This window comes from Salmonella sp. SAL00653 (assembly GCF_046552515.1).
In the GTDB taxonomy this organism is placed as follows: Bacteria; Pseudomonadota; Gammaproteobacteria; order Enterobacterales; family Enterobacteriaceae; genus Salmonella; species Salmonella enterica.
Genome location: NZ_JBGDTY010000009.1, coordinates 17,135 through 37,724 on the forward strand (window position 1 = coordinate 17,135; position 20,590 = coordinate 37,724).

At 47.8% G+C, this 20,590-nt stretch carries 17 protein-coding genes, 1 tRNA gene and 5 pseudogenes; 16 read left to right on the forward strand and 7 right to left on the reverse strand.

All coding sequences use genetic code 11. From position 1 onward, the window contains the following. The first annotated feature begins 22 nt into the window (after positions 1 to 22). Entirely contained in the window at positions 23 to 1,051 is a 1,029-nt protein-coding gene (gene epmB / locus ACLJRU_RS11995; RefSeq protein WP_001541346.1) for an EF-P beta-lysylation protein EpmB, read from the forward strand. A 281-nt stretch (positions 1,052 to 1,332) separates the two neighbouring features. Next, positions 1,333 to 2,190 carry a YjeJ family protein gene (locus tag ACLJRU_RS12000; RefSeq protein WP_001229225.1) on the forward strand — a complete coding sequence of 286 codons (858 nt, stop codon included), beginning with the start codon at positions 1,333 to 1,335 and terminating at the stop codon, positions 2,188 to 2,190. Between the two features lie 47 nt (positions 2,191 to 2,237). On the opposite strand, the gene ACLJRU_RS12005 is transcribed toward ACLJRU_RS12000, so the two are convergent. From ACLJRU_RS12005 to ACLJRU_RS12015, 3 genes are all read right to left on the reverse strand, one after another. Then, positions 2,238 to 2,591: a DUF4156 domain-containing protein gene (locus ACLJRU_RS12005; RefSeq protein ID WP_000558210.1), complete on the reverse strand. Its 354-nt coding sequence runs from the start codon at positions 2,589 to 2,591 to the stop codon at positions 2,238 to 2,240. 243 nt (positions 2,592 to 2,834) lie between these two features. Next, complete coding sequence (gene groL, locus ACLJRU_RS12010; protein WP_000729126.1) at positions 2,835 to 4,481, reverse strand: chaperonin GroEL; 1,647 nt, start codon at positions 4,479 to 4,481, stop codon at positions 2,835 to 2,837. 43 nt (positions 4,482 to 4,524) lie between these two features. Then, complete coding sequence (locus tag ACLJRU_RS12015; RefSeq protein WP_000027827.1) at positions 4,525 to 4,818, reverse strand: co-chaperone GroES; 294 nt, start codon at positions 4,816 to 4,818, stop codon at positions 4,525 to 4,527. A 275-nt stretch (positions 4,819 to 5,093) separates the two neighbouring features. Between ACLJRU_RS12015 and yjeH the strand changes: the two genes are divergently transcribed. Then, positions 5,094 to 6,335 carry an L-methionine/branched-chain amino acid transporter gene (gene yjeH / locus ACLJRU_RS12020; RefSeq protein ID WP_031606679.1) on the forward strand — a complete coding sequence of 414 codons (1,242 nt, stop codon included), beginning with the start codon at positions 5,094 to 5,096 and terminating at the stop codon, positions 6,333 to 6,335. A gap of 58 nt (positions 6,336 to 6,393) precedes the next feature. Here the strand turns inward: yjeH and ACLJRU_RS12025 are convergent, their stop codons facing one another. Then, complete coding sequence (locus ACLJRU_RS12025) at positions 6,394 to 6,870, reverse strand: FxsA family protein (RefSeq protein WP_001267291.1); 477 nt, start codon at positions 6,868 to 6,870, stop codon at positions 6,394 to 6,396. A 340-nt stretch (positions 6,871 to 7,210) separates the two neighbouring features. Between ACLJRU_RS12025 and aspA the strand changes: the two genes are divergently transcribed. From aspA to ACLJRU_RS12055, 6 genes are all read left to right on the forward strand, one after another. Further along, positions 7,211 to 8,647 carry an aspartate ammonia-lyase gene (aspA, locus tag ACLJRU_RS12030; RefSeq protein ID WP_000069440.1) on the forward strand — a complete coding sequence of 479 codons (1,437 nt, stop codon included), beginning with the start codon at positions 7,211 to 7,213 and terminating at the stop codon, positions 8,645 to 8,647. A 114-nt stretch (positions 8,648 to 8,761) separates the two neighbouring features. Continuing rightward, on the forward strand, positions 8,762 to 10,063 hold the full coding sequence (gene dcuA, locus ACLJRU_RS12035) for an anaerobic C4-dicarboxylate transporter DcuA (protein WP_000637595.1): 1,302 nt from the start codon (positions 8,762 to 8,764) through the stop codon (positions 10,061 to 10,063). Between the two features lie 120 nt (positions 10,064 to 10,183). Next, a complete protein-coding gene (gene cutA / locus ACLJRU_RS12040) occupies positions 10,184 to 10,531 on the forward strand; it encodes a divalent cation tolerance protein CutA (RefSeq protein WP_000887832.1) in 348 nt (115 codons plus the stop codon). Then, positions 10,507 to 12,210 carry a protein-disulfide reductase DsbD gene (locus ACLJRU_RS12045; protein ID WP_038394072.1) on the forward strand — a complete coding sequence of 568 codons (1,704 nt, stop codon included), beginning with the start codon at positions 10,507 to 10,509 and terminating at the stop codon, positions 12,208 to 12,210. Before cutA ends, ACLJRU_RS12045 begins: the two co-directional genes overlap by 25 nt. 36 nt (positions 12,211 to 12,246) lie before the next feature. Beyond that, positions 12,247 to 12,822, forward strand: a complete 576-nt coding sequence (locus ACLJRU_RS12050; protein WP_001188504.1) for a transcriptional regulator — start codon at positions 12,247 to 12,249, stop codon at positions 12,820 to 12,822. 115 nt (positions 12,823 to 12,937) lie between these two features. After that, positions 12,938 to 13,013: transfer RNA gene (locus ACLJRU_RS12055), tRNA-Phe, on the forward strand. A 79-nt stretch (positions 13,014 to 13,092) separates the two neighbouring features. On the opposite strand, the pseudogene ACLJRU_RS12060 reads toward ACLJRU_RS12055, so the two are convergent. Next, positions 13,093 to 13,170: pseudogene (locus ACLJRU_RS12060) on the reverse strand (helix-turn-helix domain-containing protein); the annotation flags it as partial. A gap of 553 nt (positions 13,171 to 13,723) precedes the next feature. On the opposite strand from ACLJRU_RS12060, the gene ACLJRU_RS12065 reads away from it, so the two are divergent. Together ACLJRU_RS12065 and ACLJRU_RS12070 are read left to right on the forward strand one after the other, a co-directional pair. Next, on the forward strand, positions 13,724 to 14,476 hold the full coding sequence (locus ACLJRU_RS12065) for a non-specific acid phosphatase (RefSeq protein ID WP_000842410.1): 753 nt from the start codon (positions 13,724 to 13,726) through the stop codon (positions 14,474 to 14,476). Between the two features lie 142 nt (positions 14,477 to 14,618). Next, positions 14,619 to 15,664: pseudogene (locus ACLJRU_RS12070) on the forward strand (IS256 family transposase). A gap of 88 nt (positions 15,665 to 15,752) precedes the next feature. Here the strand turns inward: ACLJRU_RS12070 and ACLJRU_RS12075 are convergent. Further along, the gene (locus tag ACLJRU_RS12075) at positions 15,753 to 16,754 is read right to left on the reverse strand and encodes a DUF1202 family protein (protein WP_023235473.1); all 1,002 of its coding nucleotides are present in this window, start codon (positions 16,752 to 16,754) and stop codon (positions 15,753 to 15,755) included. A gap of 337 nt (positions 16,755 to 17,091) precedes the next feature. Beyond that, positions 17,092 to 17,974: pseudogene (locus ACLJRU_RS12080) on the reverse strand (IS3 family transposase). 116 nt (positions 17,975 to 18,090) lie between these two features. Between ACLJRU_RS12080 and ACLJRU_RS12085 the strand changes: the two are divergent. The 5 genes and pseudogenes from ACLJRU_RS12085 to ACLJRU_RS12105 form a co-directional block, all read left to right on the forward strand. After that, positions 18,091 to 18,312, forward strand: coding sequence for a hypothetical protein (locus tag ACLJRU_RS12085; protein WP_001541333.1), 222 nt, complete (start codon positions 18,091 to 18,093; stop codon positions 18,310 to 18,312). Between the two features lie 265 nt (positions 18,313 to 18,577). Next, complete coding sequence (locus ACLJRU_RS12090; RefSeq protein WP_000921673.1) at positions 18,578 to 19,453, forward strand: AraC family transcriptional regulator; 876 nt, start codon at positions 18,578 to 18,580, stop codon at positions 19,451 to 19,453. After that, the gene (rtsB, locus tag ACLJRU_RS12095) at positions 19,450 to 19,737 is read left to right on the forward strand and encodes a transcriptional regulator RtsB (RefSeq protein WP_001541332.1); all 288 of its coding nucleotides are present in this window, start codon (positions 19,450 to 19,452) and stop codon (positions 19,735 to 19,737) included. The genes ACLJRU_RS12090 and rtsB overlap by 4 nt, the downstream gene beginning before the upstream one ends. 139 nt (positions 19,738 to 19,876) lie before the next feature. Then, positions 19,877 to 20,119, forward strand: a pseudogene (locus ACLJRU_RS12100) (hypothetical protein); the annotation flags it as partial. Between the two features lie 117 nt (positions 20,120 to 20,236). Then, positions 20,237 to 20,368: pseudogene (locus ACLJRU_RS12105) on the forward strand (hypothetical protein); the annotation flags it as partial. Positions 20,369 to 20,590 lie beyond the last annotated feature (222 nt).

Sequence of the window (20,590 nt, forward strand, 5' to 3'; positions counted from 1 at the left end):
TAACTGGTAGCTAAGCCACAAAATGGCGCATATTGTAACCCTAAATACCCCATTGCGAGAAGATTGGTTAGCGCAACTTGCCGATGTTGTGACCAATCCCGACGAACTGCTGCATCTTTTACAGATTGAAGCTGATGAAAACCTCCGGGCAGGACAGGACGCCAGGCGCTTGTTTGCCCTCCGCGTGCCGCGCGCTTTTATTGCGCGCATGGAGAAGGGCAACCCTGACGATCCTCTTTTACGTCAAGTACTGACGTCCCGGGATGAATTTATTGTCGCCCCCGGTTTCTCCACCGACCCGCTGGAAGAGCAACACAGCGTGGTGCCAGGATTATTGCATAAATACCAAAACCGGGCGCTATTGCTGGTAAAAGGCGGATGTGCGGTAAATTGCCGCTACTGTTTCCGTCGTCACTTCCCGTATGCGGAGAATCAAGGCAATAAGCGCAACTGGAGAGTCGCGCTGGAGTATATCGCCGCACACCCGGAACTGGATGAGATCATCTTTTCCGGCGGCGATCCGCTGATGGCGAAAGATCATGAGCTGGACTGGCTGCTCACGCAACTGGAAGCCATTAAGCACGTCAAGCGGCTACGCATCCACAGTCGGTTGCCTATCGTCATCCCGGCACGCATTACTGACGAACTGGTCGCCCGCTTTGACCAGTCACGTCTGCAAATTTTGTTGGTGAACCATATCAACCACGCTAATGAAGTGGACGAGGCATTCTGCCTGGCGATGAAGAAACTGCGCCACGTGGGCGTCATGCTTCTCAACCAGAGCGTCCTGCTGCGTGGCGTGAATGATAACGCGCGAACGCTGGCGAATCTGAGCAACGCGCTATTTGACGCCGGCGTGATGCCCTATTACCTGCATGTGCTGGATAAAGTGCAGGGCGCCGCGCATTTTATGGTCACCGATGACGAAGCCCGGCAAATCATGCGCGAACTGCTCACGCTGGTATCCGGCTATATGGTGCCAAGACTGGCGCGTGAAATCGGCGGCGAACCGAGCAAAACACCGCTGGATTTACAGCTTCGGCAGTGCTAATCCTCGCGGGCGCGTCAGGGACGACGAAAAATATTACCGCGCAATATTACGAGGAGACTCCCCCGCGATTCTCCTCACCCTTTGGCGAGGATAAACTAACCTTCGTTAAATACACCTTTCCGGTCCTCTCTTTTCAATAAAGTCCGTTTTAGGACTCGCTTAGCGTGTACTGCATTTTCGAATTATACTGGTTATCCTTTTTATAGGACGGCATAAACAATTTATATATCAAATACATTGCAGTAAAACATTTAATTATTTTATATTTGTGGAGAATTGACATGGCCTTAACGATTAAGGGACTAAATACCGGCGTTATTCGTCACAATGATAAGTTTATCGCGCTGGCGCTTAAGGTGAAGTCACTGAGAAATAAAGAAACACTGCTTTTCTTTCCTGTGCTCGCGCTGCGAGACTTGTTGATCGGCCTTGAACACCGGCTTTATCTACAACACTCGCTTCCGGAACAAGAGCAGGAAAAACGCCAGAAAGCTAAAAGCAGTCATGTGCTTAAAATGCATGAGAATATTCCGGCAATACTCCGTGAAGAGCTGGAAAATGCCGATGTTAATCAGCGTGTTGAATCTTTAGCGTTGAGCGATAATACAGAAAAAGTATTAACCTTTACGTTAAAGCTGCACAATGGTAGCCATCTTGATTTACAGGTCGGTGAGTGGCAGGTTGAAGTTCTGGTGATGGCTATTATTCACGCCATTAATAATGCCGAAATGCGTGAGCTCGCATTGCGTATTTCTTCAATGCTGGACTTTTTACCATTATACGATGCTGACTGCCTGGAAAACGGTAATATCGAATTCGATACCTATAACCAGCCTGACTGGAAACATAATCTGTATAACCATTATTTAGCGCTCGTTTATCGTTATACGGATGAGGCAGGACAATCGCATGATTGCGGCACCATCATTAAGACCCGTAATCAGTCAGGCTCTAAAGAAGCTGAAGCAATATCACGCCGCTTGCTGAATTTCAGCCCGCGTCTTAAAAAGCTGGAAGGAAAACCGTGTAAGGTTTTTGTCAGAACGCTTGGAACCGGTAAAGCAGCGCGTCTGACGCAAGATCAATGCATGCGCGCGTTGCATAATCTACGCATGGCATCATCGCAGGAAAAACGCTAACCATATCGCCCTCTGAATCTTTCAGAGGGCGTTACGATTCAGACATATCAATTCGGACATTTATAAACCTGGCCGTTCATCTCGCTGGCCGTCGGGACAAAACTGGACAACATGCCCTGTGACGGACTACTTACGCCATACAGCACGTTTCCACCCATCGCGGCTGCCTGATTACGCAGATCGTTCGCTGCGCCACGCATTGAGCCACCCTCTTCGCCGTGCTGGCCTGAAAACCAGTTACTCTGTTTACCAGTTGCCGTACCAATAAGCTGGCATTCCGCGCCTGGCTTATCTTCGACAAAGCGTACATTTTGGCCGGCAGCGGTGAGTTCGTTGCTGGAGCTACAACCCGCCATCAGCAGCGCAGCGCCAACGATCCCTGCTAAATATTTCACGTGCATGTTATTCCCCATAATCAATGAGCTGGACGTTTTGTCCGTATCTGAATCTTATACTAAAAAGATGACTAAAAGAAAAACCCCCGGTCATTTCTGCCCGGGGGTTTCTCAATTCTGGGAGATAAACATCCAAATCATTCTGGTTGCAGGAAGGCGGCCAGTTTGTTAATCCCCAGTCACTTACTCAAGTAAGTGACTGGGGTTAGCCAACGCATCTGCAGCCTGAAGGATGCAGGGTGTGGGCAATTACATCATGCCGCCCATACCACCCATACCCCCCATGCCACCAGCAGCGCCTAAATCAGGAGCATCGCTTTTCGGCAGGTCGGTCACCATGCACTCGGTAGTGATCATCAGACCAGCCACAGAAGCCGCGTACTGCAGCGCAGAACGGGTAACTTTGGTTGGGTCCAGGATACCCATATCGATCATGTTGCCGTATTCTTCAGTTGCTGCGTTGTAACCGTAGTTACCGTCGCCGCCTTTAACGGTGTTAGCGACAACAGACGGCTCTTCGCCGCAGTTCAGCACGATCTGACGCAGCGGAGCTTCCATTGCGCGCAGCGCAACTTTGATACCCACGTTCTGGTCTTCGTTCTGGCCTTTCAGGTCAGCAATTTTAGAAGCAACGCGGATCAGCGCAACGCCACCACCAGCAACCACGCCTTCTTCTACCGCAGCACGGGTCGCGTGCAGGGCATCTTCAACGCGGGCTTTCTTCTCTTTCATTTCAACTTCGGTCGCAGCGCCAACTTTGATTACCGCAACGCCGCCTGCCAGTTTCGCTACGCGCTCCTGCAGTTTTTCACGATCGTAGTCGGAGGTCGCTTCTTCAATCTGCTGACGGATCTGAGCAACACGGCCCTGGATGGCAGCTTCTTCACCCACGCCATCGATGATGGTGGTGGTGTCTTTGTTGATCACAACGCGTTTCGCCTGCCCCAGGTCTTCCAGGGTTGCTTTTTCCAGCTCCATACCGATCTCTTCAGAGATTACGGTACCGCCGGTCAGAGTAGCGATATCCTGCAGCATCGCCTTACGACGATCGCCGAAGCCCGGTGCCTTAACAGCAGCCACTTTCACGATGCCACGCATGGTGTTAACAACCAGGGTAGCCAGCGCTTCGCCTTCAACATCTTCAGCGATGATCAGCAGCGGTTTGCCTGCTTTTGCAACGGCTTCCAGAACCGGCAGCATTTCGCGGATGTTGGAGATTTTCTTATCAGCCAGCAGGATGAACGGGCTTTCCAGCTCTACTGCGCCAGTTTCCGGCTTGTTGATGAAGTAAGGAGACAGGTAGCCGCGGTCAAACTGCATACCTTCAACCACGTCCAGTTCGTCCTGCAGACCGGTACCGTCTTCAACGGTGATGACGCCTTCTTTACCGACTTTATCCATCGCTTCCGCGATCAGTTTACCTACGGTTTCGTCGGAGTTAGCGGAGATAGTACCTACCTGAGCAATCGCTTTAGAGTCGGAGCACGGTACGGACAGGGCTTTCAGCTCTTCAACCGCCGCAGCAACCGCTTTGTCGATACCACGTTTCAGGTCCATCGGGTTCATGCCCGCAGCAACGGCTTTCAGGCCTTCGGTAATGATGGACTGCGCCAGTACGGTCGCGGTGGTGGTGCCGTCGCCTGCAGCGTCGTTCGCTTTAGAGGCAACTTCTTTCACCATCTGCGCGCCCATGTTTTCAAACTTGTCTTCCAGTTCGATTTCACGCGCTACGGAAACACCATCTTTAGTGATAGTCGGCGCACCGAAAGATTTATCCAGAACCACGTTACGGCCTTTCGGACCGAGGGTTACTTTCACTGCATCTGCCAGTACGTTTACGCCGCGCAGCATTTTCACACGAGCGTCGTTACCGAATTTTACGTCTTTAGCTGCCATTTTCTCTTTCCCTTAAATTCGTATGTTCAGTGTCGTTCGCGGATTACGCTTCAACAATTGCCAGAATGTCGCTTTCAGACATGATCAACACTTCTTCATTGTCGATCTTTTCAGATTTCACACCGTAGCCATCGTTAAAAATAACGATGTCGCCAACTTTCACGTCCAGCGGCTGTACAGTACCGTTGTCCAGGATGCGACCCTTACCAACAGCGATGATTTCGCCACGAGTTGATTTACCCGCTGCGGAACCGGTCAGTACGATGCCGCCAGCAGATTTAGACTCAACTTCTTTACGTTTGACGATCACACGATCATGTAACGGACGAATACTCATTGATAGCTCTCCTTTGAGAAAGTCATTATCAGTTATGGGTGACGCCGGCCCGTAAACGGTTTCCCGGCTGGTGACCAGAGAGATGGGGATGGGGTTTTGCCCCTTCAAGGGGGGAGATGAAAAAAAATTCTTCTGAGCGAAAAAAGCGGTAAAAACGCTACTTATCTCACGTTTACCCAAGGCTTAGAACATCCTGCTATAAGAAAAGGCGTGTGTGATACGCTTAAAAATGTCTGTCGTCACCTGACGTTACAATGCCGCCGGATAATGAGCTGATGAATGAACTAAAAAAAGAGCTTGGGTTGGTTCAGGGCGTTATCTTGTTAACCACATCATTATTAGGGACTGGCGTTTTTGCGCTTCCGGAGCTGGCTGCGCTGGCGGCAGGCGACATCAGCCTTTGGGCATGGCCGCTGCTCATTATTTTGATTTTCCCTATTGCGATTGTCTTTGCTGTGCTGGGGCGTCACTTTCCACACGCTGGCGGCGTAGCGCATTTTGTCGGGATAGCATTTGGCCCGCGTCTGCAACGAGTGATCAGTTGGCTGTTTTTATCAGTCATTCCTGTTAGTTTTCCCGCAGCCTTGCATATTGCGGTGGGTTTCGGCCAGGCGCTGTTTGGCTGGCAAAGCGAACAGCTCTTATTTGGGGAGCTGGGTACTCTAGGTTTACTATGGTTTATGGGATCGCGCGGCGCCAGCTCCAGCGCCAACCTGCAAGCCATTATCGCTGGATTAATTATCGCGCTTATTGCCGCCATTCTGTGGAAAGGCGCGATTAAACCTGCAGATATCACCTTCCCAGCCGCAAACGAAATCACCTTTTCCCGGCTGTGTACCGCCCTGGCGATCATGTTCTGGGGATTTGTGGGAATTGAGGCTTTTACGCATTTGTCGTCTGAATTTAAAAATCCTGAACGTGATTTTCCGCGCGCATTGATCATTGGCCTGATGCTGGCCGGCTCCATTTATTGGACCTGTACCGCCGTGGTGCTGCATTTTGGCGTCTATAGCGACAAGATAGCGGCAACAGCATCGCTACCGCTTATTATTGTTCATCTCTTCGGTATCCAGGCGTTGTGGATAGCCTGCATTATTGGTTATCTCACCTGCTTTGCCAGCCTGAATGTGTATGCTCAGAGTTTTGCGCGTCTGATATGGACGCAAATGCAATATCAGCCCGATCACTATCTGGCTCAACTCTCTCCCGGGCGCCTTCCCTTGCACGCGTTAAACGTTATTCTGGCCTGTTGTTGCGTGAGTTCCCTGGTCGTCTACGCCCTGAAGATTAACCTCAATGCGCTGATCGTCTATGCTAACGGTATTTTTATTATGCTCTATCTGCTTTGTATGCTGGCGGGCTGTCGACTATTGAAAGGGCGCTGCTATGCACTGGCGGTGACGGGTTGTCTACTGTGCCTGTTATTGCTGGCAATGCTGGGGTGGAAAAGCTTATATGCCATTATCATGCTGGCTGCATTATGGCTGTTTTTACCGAAGCGAAAACGCATGGCGTAAGACGCATTCGCTGGCCGGATAGCGCCTCACGCGACTTATCCGACCAACATCTCTACCTTTAATCCCGACGATCGTCTTTATGTTCAATACGATCGCGATCGTCATCTTTACGCTGATACTCGCCGTCAAATGTTTCGCCACCGCCAGTACCCGCGCTAAACCCGCCGCCCGGCATCCGGGAAAAACGTAAATGCGGCAACAACTTCAGCGTCAAATGTTTTTGCACTGGCGGTAACAAAAGGAGAAGGCCGAGAAAATCGGTGAAAAATCCCGGCAACAGGAGCAGTAAGCCAGCGATGATCAGCGATACACTCTTAATCATTTCTGCCGCCGGGCTCTCACCGGCCGCCATTTTTTGTTGCATCAGCAAAAAGTTTTTAAAACCCTGGTTACGTACCAGTGACATACCGATAACAGACGTAAAAATCACCAGGATTAGCGTCATCAAGACGCCAAGCACATGGGCGACCTGGATAAAGATAGAAATCTCAATGTAAACATAGAGAAAGACAGCTAAAAAGGGTATCCAGCGCAAAGGACTCTCCTGTAAGTCATGGCCGTCTGCGACGACCATTTGAATGGGGTTGCGATTCGCATCGATTCGATATGGTGGTGCGTAGCAAAATTTCAAGTGGTTTGTACACCTATTTTAGGTAGTAATACTAAAGCGGTGACCTATTTCACAAAATAATAAATAAGGGGTAAATTCCCACACTTTAAGTGATCCAGATTACGGTAGGAATTCTGAAGCAGCATATGATCTCGTTTATCAGGCCGATGGAGGGGATAATCGTCGGTCAGAAAACATTCGAAATCACATATATCCTGTGTATTTTAAAGTAAAAATCATTGGCAGCTTGAAAAAGAAGGTTCACATGTCAAACAACATTCGTATCGAAGAAGATCTGTTGGGTACCAGGGAAGTTCCAGCTGAAGCCTACTATGGTGTTCACACTCTGAGAGCGATTGAAAACTTCTACATTAGCAATAACAAAATCAGCGACATCCCTGAATTTGTGCGTGGCATGGTTATGGTAAAAAAAGCGGCGGCGCTGGCCAACAAAGAGCTGCAAACCATTCCTAAGAGTGTGGCGAACGCCATCATTGCCGCATGTGATGAAGTCCTTAACAACGGTAAGTGCATGGACCAGTTCCCGGTAGATGTCTATCAGGGCGGCGCGGGCACTTCCGTCAACATGAATACCAACGAAGTGCTGGCCAACATCGGGCTGGAACTGATGGGTCATCAGAAAGGTGAATATCAGTACCTGAACCCGAACGACCACGTGAATAAATGTCAATCCACTAACGATGCCTATCCGACAGGCTTCCGTGTAGCGGTTTACGCCTCTATCGTCAAACTGATCGATGCCATCAACCAGTTGCGTGAAGGTTTCGAACGTAAAGCGGTTGAATTCCAGGACATCCTGAAAATGGGTCGTACCCAGTTGCAGGACGCCGTACCGATGACGCTTGGTCAAGAATTCCGTGCGTTCAGCATCCTGCTGAAAGAAGAAGTGAAAAGCATCGAGCGTACTGCTGAGCTGCTGCTGGAAGTCAACCTTGGCGCAACGGCAATCGGTACTGGTCTGAACACGCCGAAAGAATACTCTCCGCTGGCGGTGAAAAAACTGGCTGAAGTCACTGGTTTCGCCTGTGTTCCGGCTGAAGATCTGATTGAGGCGACATCTGACTGTGGCGCATATGTTATGGTTCACAGCGCGCTGAAACGTCTGGCAGTGAAGATGTCCAAAATCTGTAACGACCTGCGCTTGCTCTCTTCTGGTCCTCGTGCCGGCCTGAACGAGATCAACCTGCCGGAACTGCAGGCGGGCTCTTCCATCATGCCAGCCAAAGTGAACCCGGTAGTACCGGAAGTCGTAAACCAGGTATGCTTTAAAGTCATCGGTAACGACACCACCGTTACGATGGCGGCGGAAGCCGGTCAGTTGCAGTTGAACGTTATGGAGCCGGTTATCGGTCAGGCGATGTTCGAATCCATCCACATTCTGAGCAACGCGTGCTACAACCTGCTGGAAAAATGCGTTAACGGCATTACCGCGAATAAAGAAGTGTGCGAAGGGTACGTTTATAACTCCATCGGTATCGTCACTTACCTCAACCCGTTCATCGGCCACCACAACGGCGACATCGTCGGTAAAATCTGTGCTGAAACCGGTAAGAGCGTACGTGAAGTTGTGCTGGAGCGCGGCCTGTTAACGGAAGCCGAGCTGGACGATATTTTCTCCGTACAGAACTTGATGCACCCGGCTTATAAAGCTAAACGTTATACTGATGAAAGCGAACAGTAATCGTACAGGGTAGTACCAAAGAGGCACGTCACGATGACGTGCCTTTTTTCTTACAAGAAGTTACCAAATAACAACAATTTAATATCAAATTGTTAAACAACAAGGAAGGCTAATATGATAGTTGTCGAACTTATCATTGTTTTGCTGGCAATCTTTTTGGGCGCCAGACTTGGGGGCATCGGTATTGGATTCGCAGGTGGGCTGGGTGTTCTGGTACTTGCCGCCATCGGCGTGAAGCCAGGGACAATTCCATTCGATGTCATTTCCATCATCATGGCGGTTATCGCCGCGATCTCTGCTATGCAGGTCGCGGGCGGTCTGGATTATTTGGTAAACCAGACGGAAAAACTGCTGCGTAAGAACCCGAAATACATCACTATCCTCGCACCGATTGTGACCTATTTCCTGACTATTTTTGCTGGTACCGGGAACATTTCCCTGGCAACGCTGCCGGTTATTGCTGAAGTCGCGAAGGAGCAGGGAATCAAACCTTGCCGTCCGCTCTCGACCGCCGTGGTATCCGCGCAGATTGCGATTACCGCCTCGCCGATTTCTGCGGCCGTGGTGTATATGTCTTCTGTTATGGAAGGTCATGGCATTAGCTACATTCACCTGCTGTCCGTGGTTATCCCCTCTACGCTGCTGGCGGTGCTGGTGATGTCCTTCCTGGTCACGATGCTGTTCAACTCCAAACTGTCGGACGACCCGATTTACCGCAAGCGTCTGGAAGAAGGGCTGATTGAACTGCGTGGTGAAAAGCAGATTGAAATCAAACCGATGGCAAAAAATTCCGTCTGGCTGTTCCTGCTGGGCGTTATCTGCGTGGTTGTTTATGCGATTGTCAACAGTCCGAGCCTCGGCCTGGTTGAGAAACCGCTGATGAACACCACCAACGCTATTTTGATCATCATGTTGAGCGTCGCAACGCTGACCACCATCCTGTGTAAAGTGGAAACTGACGCCATCCTCAACTCCAGTACCTTTAAAGCAGGGATGAGCGCCTGTATCTGTATTCTGGGCGTGGCGTGGCTGGGCGATACCTTCGTATCCGCTAACATCGACTGGATCAAAGACACTGCGGGTAGCGTCATCCAGGGGCATCCGTGGCTGCTGGCCGTCATCTTCTTCTTTGCTTCCGCGCTGCTCTACTCTCAGGCGGCAACGGCGAAAGCGCTGATGCCGATGGCGCTGGCGCTGAACGTCTCTCCGCTGACGGCAGTCGCTTCCTTCGCCGCCGTTTCCGGCCTGTTCATTTTGCCGACCTACCCGACTCTGGTTGCGGCGGTACAGATGGATGACACCGGTACAACCCGTATCGGTAAATTCGTCTTTAACCACCCGTTCTTCATCCCAGGCACCCTGGGCGTCGTTCTGGCTGTCTGCTTCGGCTTCCTGCTGGGCAGCTTTATGCTGTAAGTGTTTCACCCGCGGGGCGTATCACGCCCCGCATTCTCCCGCCCTTTGACTAACATCCTGCCCTCGTCCGTTGTATAGTGACCGTTCACTTGCGGGTCTTTTTGTTCTTTCGAGGTGTTTATGCTTGATGTTAAGAGTCAGGATATTTCCATCCCCGAGGCCGTTGTGGTGCTTTGTACCGCCCCGGATGAAGCTACCGCCCAGGATCTGGCCGCCAAAGTGCTGGCGGAAAAACTGGCCGCCTGCGCCACCCTCCTCCCCGGCGCGACATCGCTGTACTACTGGGAAGGCAAACTGGAGCAGGAGTATGAAGTTCAAATGATCTTAAAAACCACCGTTTCACATCAGCAAGCGCTTATCGACTGCCTGAAGTCTCATCACCCGTATCAAACGCCTGAACTTCTGGTTTTACCTGTTACTCACGGAGATACTGATTACCTCTCATGGCTCAACGCATCTTTACGCTGATCCTGCTGCTGTGCAGCACATCCGCCTTCGCCGGATTATTCGACGCGCCGGGTCGCTCGCAGTTCGTCCCTGCCGACCGGGCGTTTGTTTTTGATTTTCAGCAAAATCAACACGATCTTACCCTCTCCTGGCAGGTAAAAGAGGGTTACTACCTTTACCGTAAACAAATCAGTATCACGCCGACGAAAGCAGATATCGCCGCAGTCCAACTCCCGGCAGGCGTCTGGCATGAAGATGAATTCTACGGAAAAAGCGAAATCTACCGTAAGCGGCTAAACGTTCCGGTAACGGTTAACCAGGCGGCGGCTGGCGCGACATTAACGGTAACGTACCAGGGGTGCGCCGATGCGGGATTCTGTTATCCGCCGGAAACGAAAACGGTGCCGCTAAGTGAAGTTGCCGCGGCAATAGACGCCACGCCGACGCCTGCTGTCACCCAGACGGGAGAGACGTCAAAACCCGCCGCCCAGCTACCTTTTTCCGCGCTCTGGGCGCTACTGATCGGCATAGGTATCGCCTTTACGCCCTGCGTTTTACCCATGTATCCGCTGATTTCCGGTATTGTCCTGGGGGGAAGGCAACGTTTGTCGACGGGGCGCGCACTGCTGCTGGCCTTTATCTATGTACAAGGGATGACGCTGACCTATACCGCACTGGGTCTGGTCGTCGCCGCGGCGGGATTACAGTTTCAGGCGGCGCTGCAGCACCCTTATGTGTTAATCGGCCTTGCCATCGTGTTCACCCTGCTTGCGTTGTCGATGTTTGGCCTGTTTACACTACAGCTCCCCTCCTCACTGCAAACCCGGCTGACATTAATGAGTAATCGTCAGCAAGGCGGTTCGCCCGGCGGTGTTTTTGTTATGGGGGCGATTGCCGGATTAATTTGCTCGCCCTGTACTACAGCGCCGTTAAGCGCGATCCTGCTTTATATCGCTCAGAGCGGCAACATGTGGCTGGGCGGCGGTACGCTGTATTTGTATGCATTAGGTATGGGTCTGCCGCTAATGCTGGTCACCGTGTTTGGCAACCGCCTGCTACCGAAAAGCGGCCCGTGGATGGCGCATGTTAAAACCGCTTTTGGTTTCGTGATCCTCGCGTTACCGGTCCTTTTACTGGAGCGGATTATTGGCGAGGCTTGGGGTTTACGTCTGTGGTCGCTGCTGGGCGTCGCTTTCTTTGGTTGGGCCTTTATCACCAGCCTTCAGGCCAGACGAGCGGGGATGCGTATCGTACAGATTATCCTGCTGGCGGCAGCGCTCATTAGCGTGCGGCCTCTACAGGATTGGGCGTTCGGATCGCCATCCGCGCAAGCTCCAGCGCACCTCAATTTCACGGCTATTTCTACCGTGGACGAACTCAATCAGGCGCTGGCACAGGCCAAAGGCAACCCCGTTATGCTGGATTTCTACGCCGACTGGTGCGTGGCCTGTAAAGAGTTTGAAAAGTATACCTTCAGCGATCCGCGGGTCCAGCAGGCGCTCGGCGACACGGTGCTCTTACAGGCTAACGTCACCGCTAACAATGCGCAGGACGTCGCGCTGTTAAAGCATCTGCAAGTTCTCGGGCTGCCCACCATTCTGTTCTTTGATGCCCAAGGCCAGGAACAGCCGCAAGCGCGAGTCACCGGCTTTATGGACGCCGCCACCTTTAGCGCGCATTTGCACGATCGCCAACCGTGAGCGACACTTGCAAAAGCAAAGACGGAGGAGAATACCGTGCAACGTGAAGATATTCTGGGAGAAGCCCTGAAATTACTGGAGACGCAAGGGATAGCCGATACTACGCTGGAAATGGTGGCGGAGCGCGTAAATCGCCCACTCGACACATTACAGCGTTTCTGGCCAGATAAAGAAGCCATTTTATATGACGCGCTACGTTATCTGAGTCAGCAGGTAGATATCTGGCGACGCCAGCTTCTTCTTGATGAGTCGCTTTCTGCTGAACAAAAGCTACTGGCACGCTACAGCGCGCTTTCGGAATGTGTCAGTAATAACCGTTATCCTGGTTGCTTGTTCATTGCCGCCTGTACGTTTTATCCCGACCCAACCCATCCTATTCACCAACTGGCTAATCAACAAAAACGCGCGGCACATGATTTTACCCATGAGCTACTGACCACGCTGGAAATTGACGATCCGGCGATGGTTGCAAGGCAGATGGAGCTGGTGCTGGAAGGTTGTCTCAGCCGAATGCTGGTCAACCGCAGTCAGGCTGATGTAGATACCGCTCAGCGGTTGGCGGAAGATATTCTGCGTTTTGCACAGTGCCGTCAGGGTGGCGCGCTCACCTGACGGGTACTGATTTTATGCATTTTGCCTGAAAAGCAGGCAGTCAGCGCGCTTTTATCACTTTTTTCGTGTAAAGCCGTTGACGACCGCGCCCCTTTACGGTTTAATGCGCCCCGTTGCCCGGATAGCTCAGTCGGTAGAGCAGGGGATTGAAAATCCCCGTGTCCTTGGTTCGATTCCGAGTCCGGGCACCACTTATTCAGAAAACCCAGCCTATGGCTGGGTTTTTGCTTTTCTGGGAATGGAAATCCGTAGCCCCCATCTCTGGTCTGACTAGCTATAACGAGAAGGCCAGATTTTCTCTGGCGCAACGCCCAGCGCTTCGGCGATCAGCTTTTCCCCTTTGGGCCAGGGTCAAAAGCTTACTTAGCTACAGGGAGATTATTACCAGTAATAACGCCTATCACTTCATCTGACGGTTCGCTAACCCCGACAAGTGAGTCCAATATCTCCACCATGAACTTTTTCATCACTGAAAACAATAATCCCTTCGCCAGTTTTGGCATTTTTTCTTTGTCGGCTTCTTTATTCTTAAATACTGTTTCCGACTCTTGTTCATAATCATAAATTAATACTCAGCACATCATGACTGATGGTAGTTACCGGGGTAACAGAGCACATACTTTAAAATACTTATTCATAGTTTGCTATTACGGAAACATTTTAACCTAATGCGTGTCAGTCAGGCACGCAGATAAAAAATAACCGGGGAGAAAAATTAAACAAAATGCTGTTAGCCGGAAGTACCGGTATTGTTCTGTTGTCCGCTGCAGTCAGTCCGGTATGGACAGACAATAATACCAGTGCAGCGTCCTGCTTTTTTACCTGTATGTTGAATAACCATTGCAATAAATCATTATAGGATTACATCTGTTTATTATTGTCTGATCCGGAGCGAGTCTTTATGAAAAGTCGTTATTTACTATTTTTTCTACCACTGATCGTAGCTAAATATACATCAGCAGCAACAGTGCAACCCTTTCATTCTCCTGAAGAATCAGTGAACAGTCAGTTCTACTTACCACCACCGCCAGGTAATGATGATCCGGCTTTCCTCTATGATAAGGAGGCTTATTTTAAGGGCTATGCGATAAAGGGTTCCCCACGATGGAAACAAGCTGCTGAGGATGCAGATGTAAGCGTGGAAAATATAGCCAGAATATTCTCGCCAGTAGTGGGTGCTAAAATTAACCCCAAAGATACGCCAGAAACCTGGAATATGTTAAAGAATCTTCTGACAATGGGCGGCTACTACGCGACTGCTTCGGCAAAAAAATATTATATGCGTACTCGTCCCTTTGTCTTATTTAATCATTCTACCTGCCGTCCTGAAGATGAGAATACTTTGCGAAAAGATGGCTCTTACCCTTCCGGGCATACTGCTTATGGTACACTTCTGGCATTAGTATTATCCGAGGCCAGACCGGAACGCGCGCAGGAGCTCGCCAGACGAGGATGGGAGTTCGGGCAAAGCAGAGTGATATGCGGTGCTCACTGGCAAAGCGATGTTGATGCTGGCCGTTATGTGGGAGCAGTAGAGTTTGCAAGACTGCAAACAATCCCGGCTTTTCAGAAGTCACTGGCAAAAGTCCGTGAGGAGCTGAACGACAAAAATAATTTATTGAGTAAAGAAGATCATCCCAAACTTAATTACTGAAGGTGAAAGTCTTCCCGCAAACTGGCCACAGCAAATGAAAGGAAGTGCAACTGCGTAGGGGTGACCGGGCGTTAGACTGTAATTAAAATTGTGTAAGTGCCTGTTTTTGATATGTTCACTCCAACAACAGAGACAGGCAATTATGGACGAAAAGAAACTTAAAGCCCTTGCGGCTGAAGTGGCTGAAGGCCTTAAAACCGAAACCGATCTCCATGCTTTTTCCCGCATGTTGACGAAGCTTACCGTCGAAACAGCGCTCAATGCGGAGCTGGCTGACCACCCCGGGTATGAGAAAAATGCGCCCAAAACAGGCTCAAACACCCGCAATGGCTACTCGTCAAAAACGGTGTTATGCAATAACAGCGAGATCGAACTGAACACGCCGCGTGACCGTGAAAATACCTTCGAACCACAGCTGATTAAGAAGCACCAGACGCGCATTACGCAGATGGACAGCCAGATTTTATCCCTCTGCGCCAAAGGCATGACTATCCGCGAAATCGTTGCCACCTTCAAAGAAATGTACGACTCCGATGTGTCGCCCACGCTGATATATAAAGTCACCGACGCCGTAAAAGAGCAGGTCATTGAGTGGCAAAACCGACAAATGGATACGCTGTATCCCTTTGTTTATATGGACTGTATGTTGTCAAAGTTCATCAGAATGGCAGTGTGATAAACAAAGCAGTTTTCCCTGCGCTGGGGATCAATACCGAAGGTCAGAAAGCGTTGCCGGCATGTGGCTGTCCGGAAATGAAGGCACAAAGTTCTGGCTAAGCGTGCTGACGGAGCTGAAAAAGCGGGGCCTTCAGGACATCCTGATTGCCTGTGTGGACGGTCTGAAGGGCTTCCCGGATGCGATAAACAGCGTCTTCCCGAAATATCCGCAAATCAGCAAAAGCTGGCGTGCGCACTGGGAAAACCTCAATACGCTCTTCAGTTATCCGCCGGATATCCGCAAGACCATCTACCATCTACACTACAAACGCAGTCGAATCCCTGAACAGCGTGATCCGTGCCGCGATTAAGAAACGCAAAGTGTTCCCGACGGATGACTCGGTACGAAAGGTTATTTATCTGGCAATCAAGGATGCATCAAAAAAATGGAGTATGCCGATCCAGAACTGGCGGCTGGCGATGAGTCGCTTTATTATCGAGTTCGGTGACCGCCTGAGCAATCACCTTTAATATATTAGCAGTTACATAGAATTACTGACAGGCTCAAAAAAAGAGACCAGATTTCAGTCTCTTTTTTATCACTCATAATAATAGTCAGTTATTTTCTTTTATTTAGCTCTTCCATAAAATTTACCCAATTTTTATATTGATAATCAAGATTGCGAATCTCGTCTGAGATGGTTGATTGCTGCTGTATGAGACCACGTTTCTTTGCTATCAACTCTTGTAAACCATCATCGAGCACCTTCATTTTCGCTTTTATCTTCTCATTAATTTCATTATATTTTACGGAGTATTCTTCTTTATGTTTTTCTAATACAGCACGTTTCTCCGCCCTTATGTCATCAAAATCACTCAACCTGTAATTCTTTAATTTTTCCCGGCGAGCCTTCATTGCTGGGTCGAAAACTTCAGCATTGTACTTCTTCTCAAAATAATAAGGAGCATTTTCTTTATTAAAGAGTTCCAGCTCTTTATTCAAATCACGCTGAATAAAATAACGGCTTTGTGTTTTTCCATCTTCCCCTTTCCCCCAATACTCATCGATTTCTTTATTAATAACTAATATATTAGTTTTAACTTTTGCGATATCATTATTTAATTCGTTTAGTTTTGATTTCTTCCTGGCATATTCATCTTTAATTGCATTTATTTTATCATCAAAACCTGCTCCATCCATGATGATATATTTACCGTCAGTTTCAACATTAGGAATTGGATTGCCTTTTGGTGTTTCTGACATTTGTAATGAAGAAAATATTGTTTTCCATCCAGTATCTTTATTACCAAGACTGTTCAAAGTTGCTGAGAATTTAATATCTTTGCCTTTATCCCACGATTTTTGAACAACAATATAATCAGTTAACGAGGCAACTGGCGTATACAGATCGTAGCCAGTAGAAAGTAAGCCATCAGCAGCATATGTTCTCTTATTTCCATCAACCGATGTTTCCTTGATATCAATTGAATCAAGGATAAGACGCCCATGAAATTGATTACTAAATTGTTCTTTCAAGACTTTCTCTGTAGGGGTGTTATCGTCACCGCATCCGCTAATTAATAGCGAAACCAATAAACCACACAAAAATTTTCCTTTCATAACATTCATCCCAGAAATTAATAATATGCAATAAAATCATTTCAGCATCACACAACGAGTTAGCAAATTCAATATTTAATGATGTGTTATTTTCATTATAATACTGTGTCTTTATTTTTAAACCACCAGGACTCGCTATCTTAATGAAAGACAATACCTCTAATAAATCAGATAGTTGGAAAGTAATTTTTTAATGGGCTGGCTGAAGCCATTAAAATGATTTTTTCAATCATCCTTACTGTAGCCGGAGGTAAAGCTGTTACTTCAACTGACGATGAAGAACAACAGGCAGACTACAGAAATGGACTGATCCTACCCGCGTAATATGGACACAACCCTAAGCAAGGTTCTGGTTTTCAAATTGTTCCGGACTGAGACTGCCACAGGCACTGTGACGACGCCGTTGATTGTAATCACACTCGATATCATTAAACACTGCTGTCTGCATTATTTCCCAGCTGGCAAAGCCCTCTCCGTGGATACATTCCACCTTCAGCGTGTGAAAGAAGCTTTCTGCACAGGCATTGTCATAACAACAGCCTCTGGTGCTCATACTCCCCCGCAGATTATGTCGTTTCAGTAAGCTCTGCTAATCCGTTGAATAGTACTGACCACCTCTGTCTGTATGCACGCTGACTTTCCCAGTCGTTTACGCCACCATTGCACCATCTGTAACGCATCGCAAGCTGGCCGCCACGGTTTTTATGTTATACATCCGTCAGGCGTGGCGCACCATAGCGCTGTTTGCGTCACTGAATGCCTCCCGGGCGACGTTATCACAGATAAGGCGGAACTGCTGACGCTGGTTTATCTGATGACGACGCTGATGCCAGACGTACCAGCCACTACGGGCAACCTGAAGTACACGGCACATGGCTTTGGTACTGAATTCAGCCTGATGTTTTTCGATGAAGACATACTTCATTTCAGGCGCCTCGCGAAGTATGCCGCGGCCATTCTGGAGAATGGCCAGTTCCTCATCCCCTTCTGCCAGCGGACGCTTCAGATGGGCGATCTCTGCGGGCATCGCCTGTTCGCGGTCAGAAGAAGAGAGCTGATTTTGCTGTTTGCTTCGCCAGTTGTAGAGCTGTGATTCATACAGGTTAAGCTCGCGGGCGGCAGCGGCCCCCCAATGCGTTCAGCCAGTTTCAGGGCTTCCTGCGAAATTCAGGCGTGTGCTGCTTGCGTGGCTTTTTGGTGGTTGATGCTGGTTTTTTCATATGAGTCACCTCTTGCTTGAGAGTTTACTCACTTAGTCACGTGACCACTATTGCTGGGTAAGATCAAAGAACCTCACTAACGTGTTACACCGTTTTTCATAAAGCCAACCATACGATTGAATGCTTCCCCTCCCCTCAAATTTCCGGATATCGCTACACCGTCTACCCGCCGCAGTATATATTTACCGCGTTGTATGCCTTTCCTGGCCGAGAGCGTTAATATTTACATCCAGGATAAACCTTATCACAAATTAACATCAGATCTTATACCTCATGCTAACTACCTCCATGAAATTAAAGAGCTATTCTCTAAAAGATTAAAGGCAATTATTACTTAATTCAAATTTTAAAGAGATAAATTGATAATAACATGAGCCAATTCTTGTAAATTTCCATCTTTTTTTTATACGCAACATAGTTTTTTAACGATACTATAATATGTAGAAATGCAATATAAAATAGCATTTCCCATAGAAAATGAAAAGATCGCCACCTGATACCTTAAGTTCGCAAATAATTATATAGCTATATATTAGTTTTCTTTTGAAATATTTTTCAGAATAATTTTTGATTTACACGCACATTTAATAAAAGGAAATTATCATGCTAAAAGTATTTAATCCCTCACCTGTCCAGGTGGGGAGCATTGAATGTTTACAATCAGCGCAAAACTGGCAGAGGAAATCCTTATCACTTCAGGGATTAAATTTACTGCAGTCCGTACTCATCAAGCTCACCACGGGTAAAATTTCAATTACGACATCGTCCGGGGAGTATATTACGGCATCAGGGCCAATGTTAATATTTTTAGCTAAAGATCAAACTATTCATATCACTATGGAAGAGACTCATGAACAGTTAAATTATAATTTAATTGAATTAGATTCTGCGTCAATAAAAAATGCTTATAATTTTTTTCTGTATGAACATGCAGACTTTTCGGCCCCATTAACAAAACCGACGACAAAACATCTGTTAGCGCCAATAGAAACAGGCGTAGCAAGAGTATTCAACCTTTTACACTCTTCAAATAAAAGCCAGAAATTATCCCAAGATAAAAAGGAATATTTAATAAGATTTCTACTTTCAGAGTTCATCTATGAACCTGAAGCATTTGCCCTCTTTAGAGAACTATCGCAAAATACATTAGCCGAAAATATCTATAATATTATTATAAGCGACATAAGTCGAAAATGGGCGCTCAAGGATATTTCTGACTCACTCTATATGAGTTGTTCCACATTAAAAAGGAAATTGAAACTAGAGAACACCTCATTCAGCGAAGTTTACCTTAATGCGCGAATGAATAAAGCGACAAAACTTCTACGCAATAGTGAATATAATATTACTCGAGTGGCTTATATGTGTGGTTATGATAGTGCTTCTTATTTTACATGCGTTTTTAAAAAACATTTCAAAACTACACCATCGGAATTTTTAGCGTTTTTATCTTCCTCTCGTCATCAATATGTTAATTGAGATATCTGACAATGCAGTATAAGAACAAAGCAAAACATATTAATATAAAAGACGGGATTCTGTTGCTCGCTAAAAAATTCGATCTAACGTTGAGCGAGAAAAAAGTTATTTATTACGTGGCAGCAGGATTATCTGTTAAAAGTTGCTCAAATTTATTAGATCGAAATATAAAAACGATTTCAACACAAAAGAGATCAGCCTATAAAAAAATGGATATTACTACTGATGTTGAATTAATCCATTTGATGCTGAATGAGTTTTATATATCAGTCGATATTACGTAATTTTTCCTAAAATGTTGGTAGAGTGGTAGGCAAGGCAACTCTGGATACCATCTTCAGAGATCGTTCCGCAAACGCTATGGATAATTCTTCGCTGTCTATCGGCTGGCTGACGATAGACTCAACACCGCCAGTACGTTCCATGGAGGATAATAGTGATATCGGCTCCGGAGGCGATAATATCACTAACATCAATACATCAACCTTTATCGGCTCCTCAGAAGCTCACGCAACAATTAAGCTGACTATTGATACACAACCGTCCGCCGAACCAACGTTGGGATCGACTGTTAACAGTCTGGATAACACCGTCACCCTTAAGGGAGTCGTGGAGGCGCATCAGGATATTCAGGTGAAGGTCACGGTCAACGATACGGACTACACCGCCAGTATCGATAACGATATCAGTAACTGACATGTTTCTGTTCCGCAACCCGCTATTCTGTCGGGGGCAAATCAGTACACCATAACGGCCACCGATCCCGCTGGTAATAGCGCCGCCGCCAGTGGAACATTTACAGGCACATCGCCGACGAAAAACCCGGTTAACAAGAGTTCCGGCGTAGATGAAATGATTTCGCTTAGCGAGGCGACATGGCATTCGGTAAGTGTTGATGAAGAATATTATGCCTGATAACTAAACATCACCATGCGAGGTCTCTTCGGAGGCCTGCTGAAAAAACAGAATAATATTCATTGTCTGTTAATTATTACAGAGAGAGTTAATTTATAAAAAAAAAGCGGCAGACTACGCTGCCGCAAATATGAGGAGGACAATTACCGTTACGCTACACCACAAAGTAATCCGTTACTGAGGTAAGTAAAACATAAATATCCCCAACAATGAATCAACGAA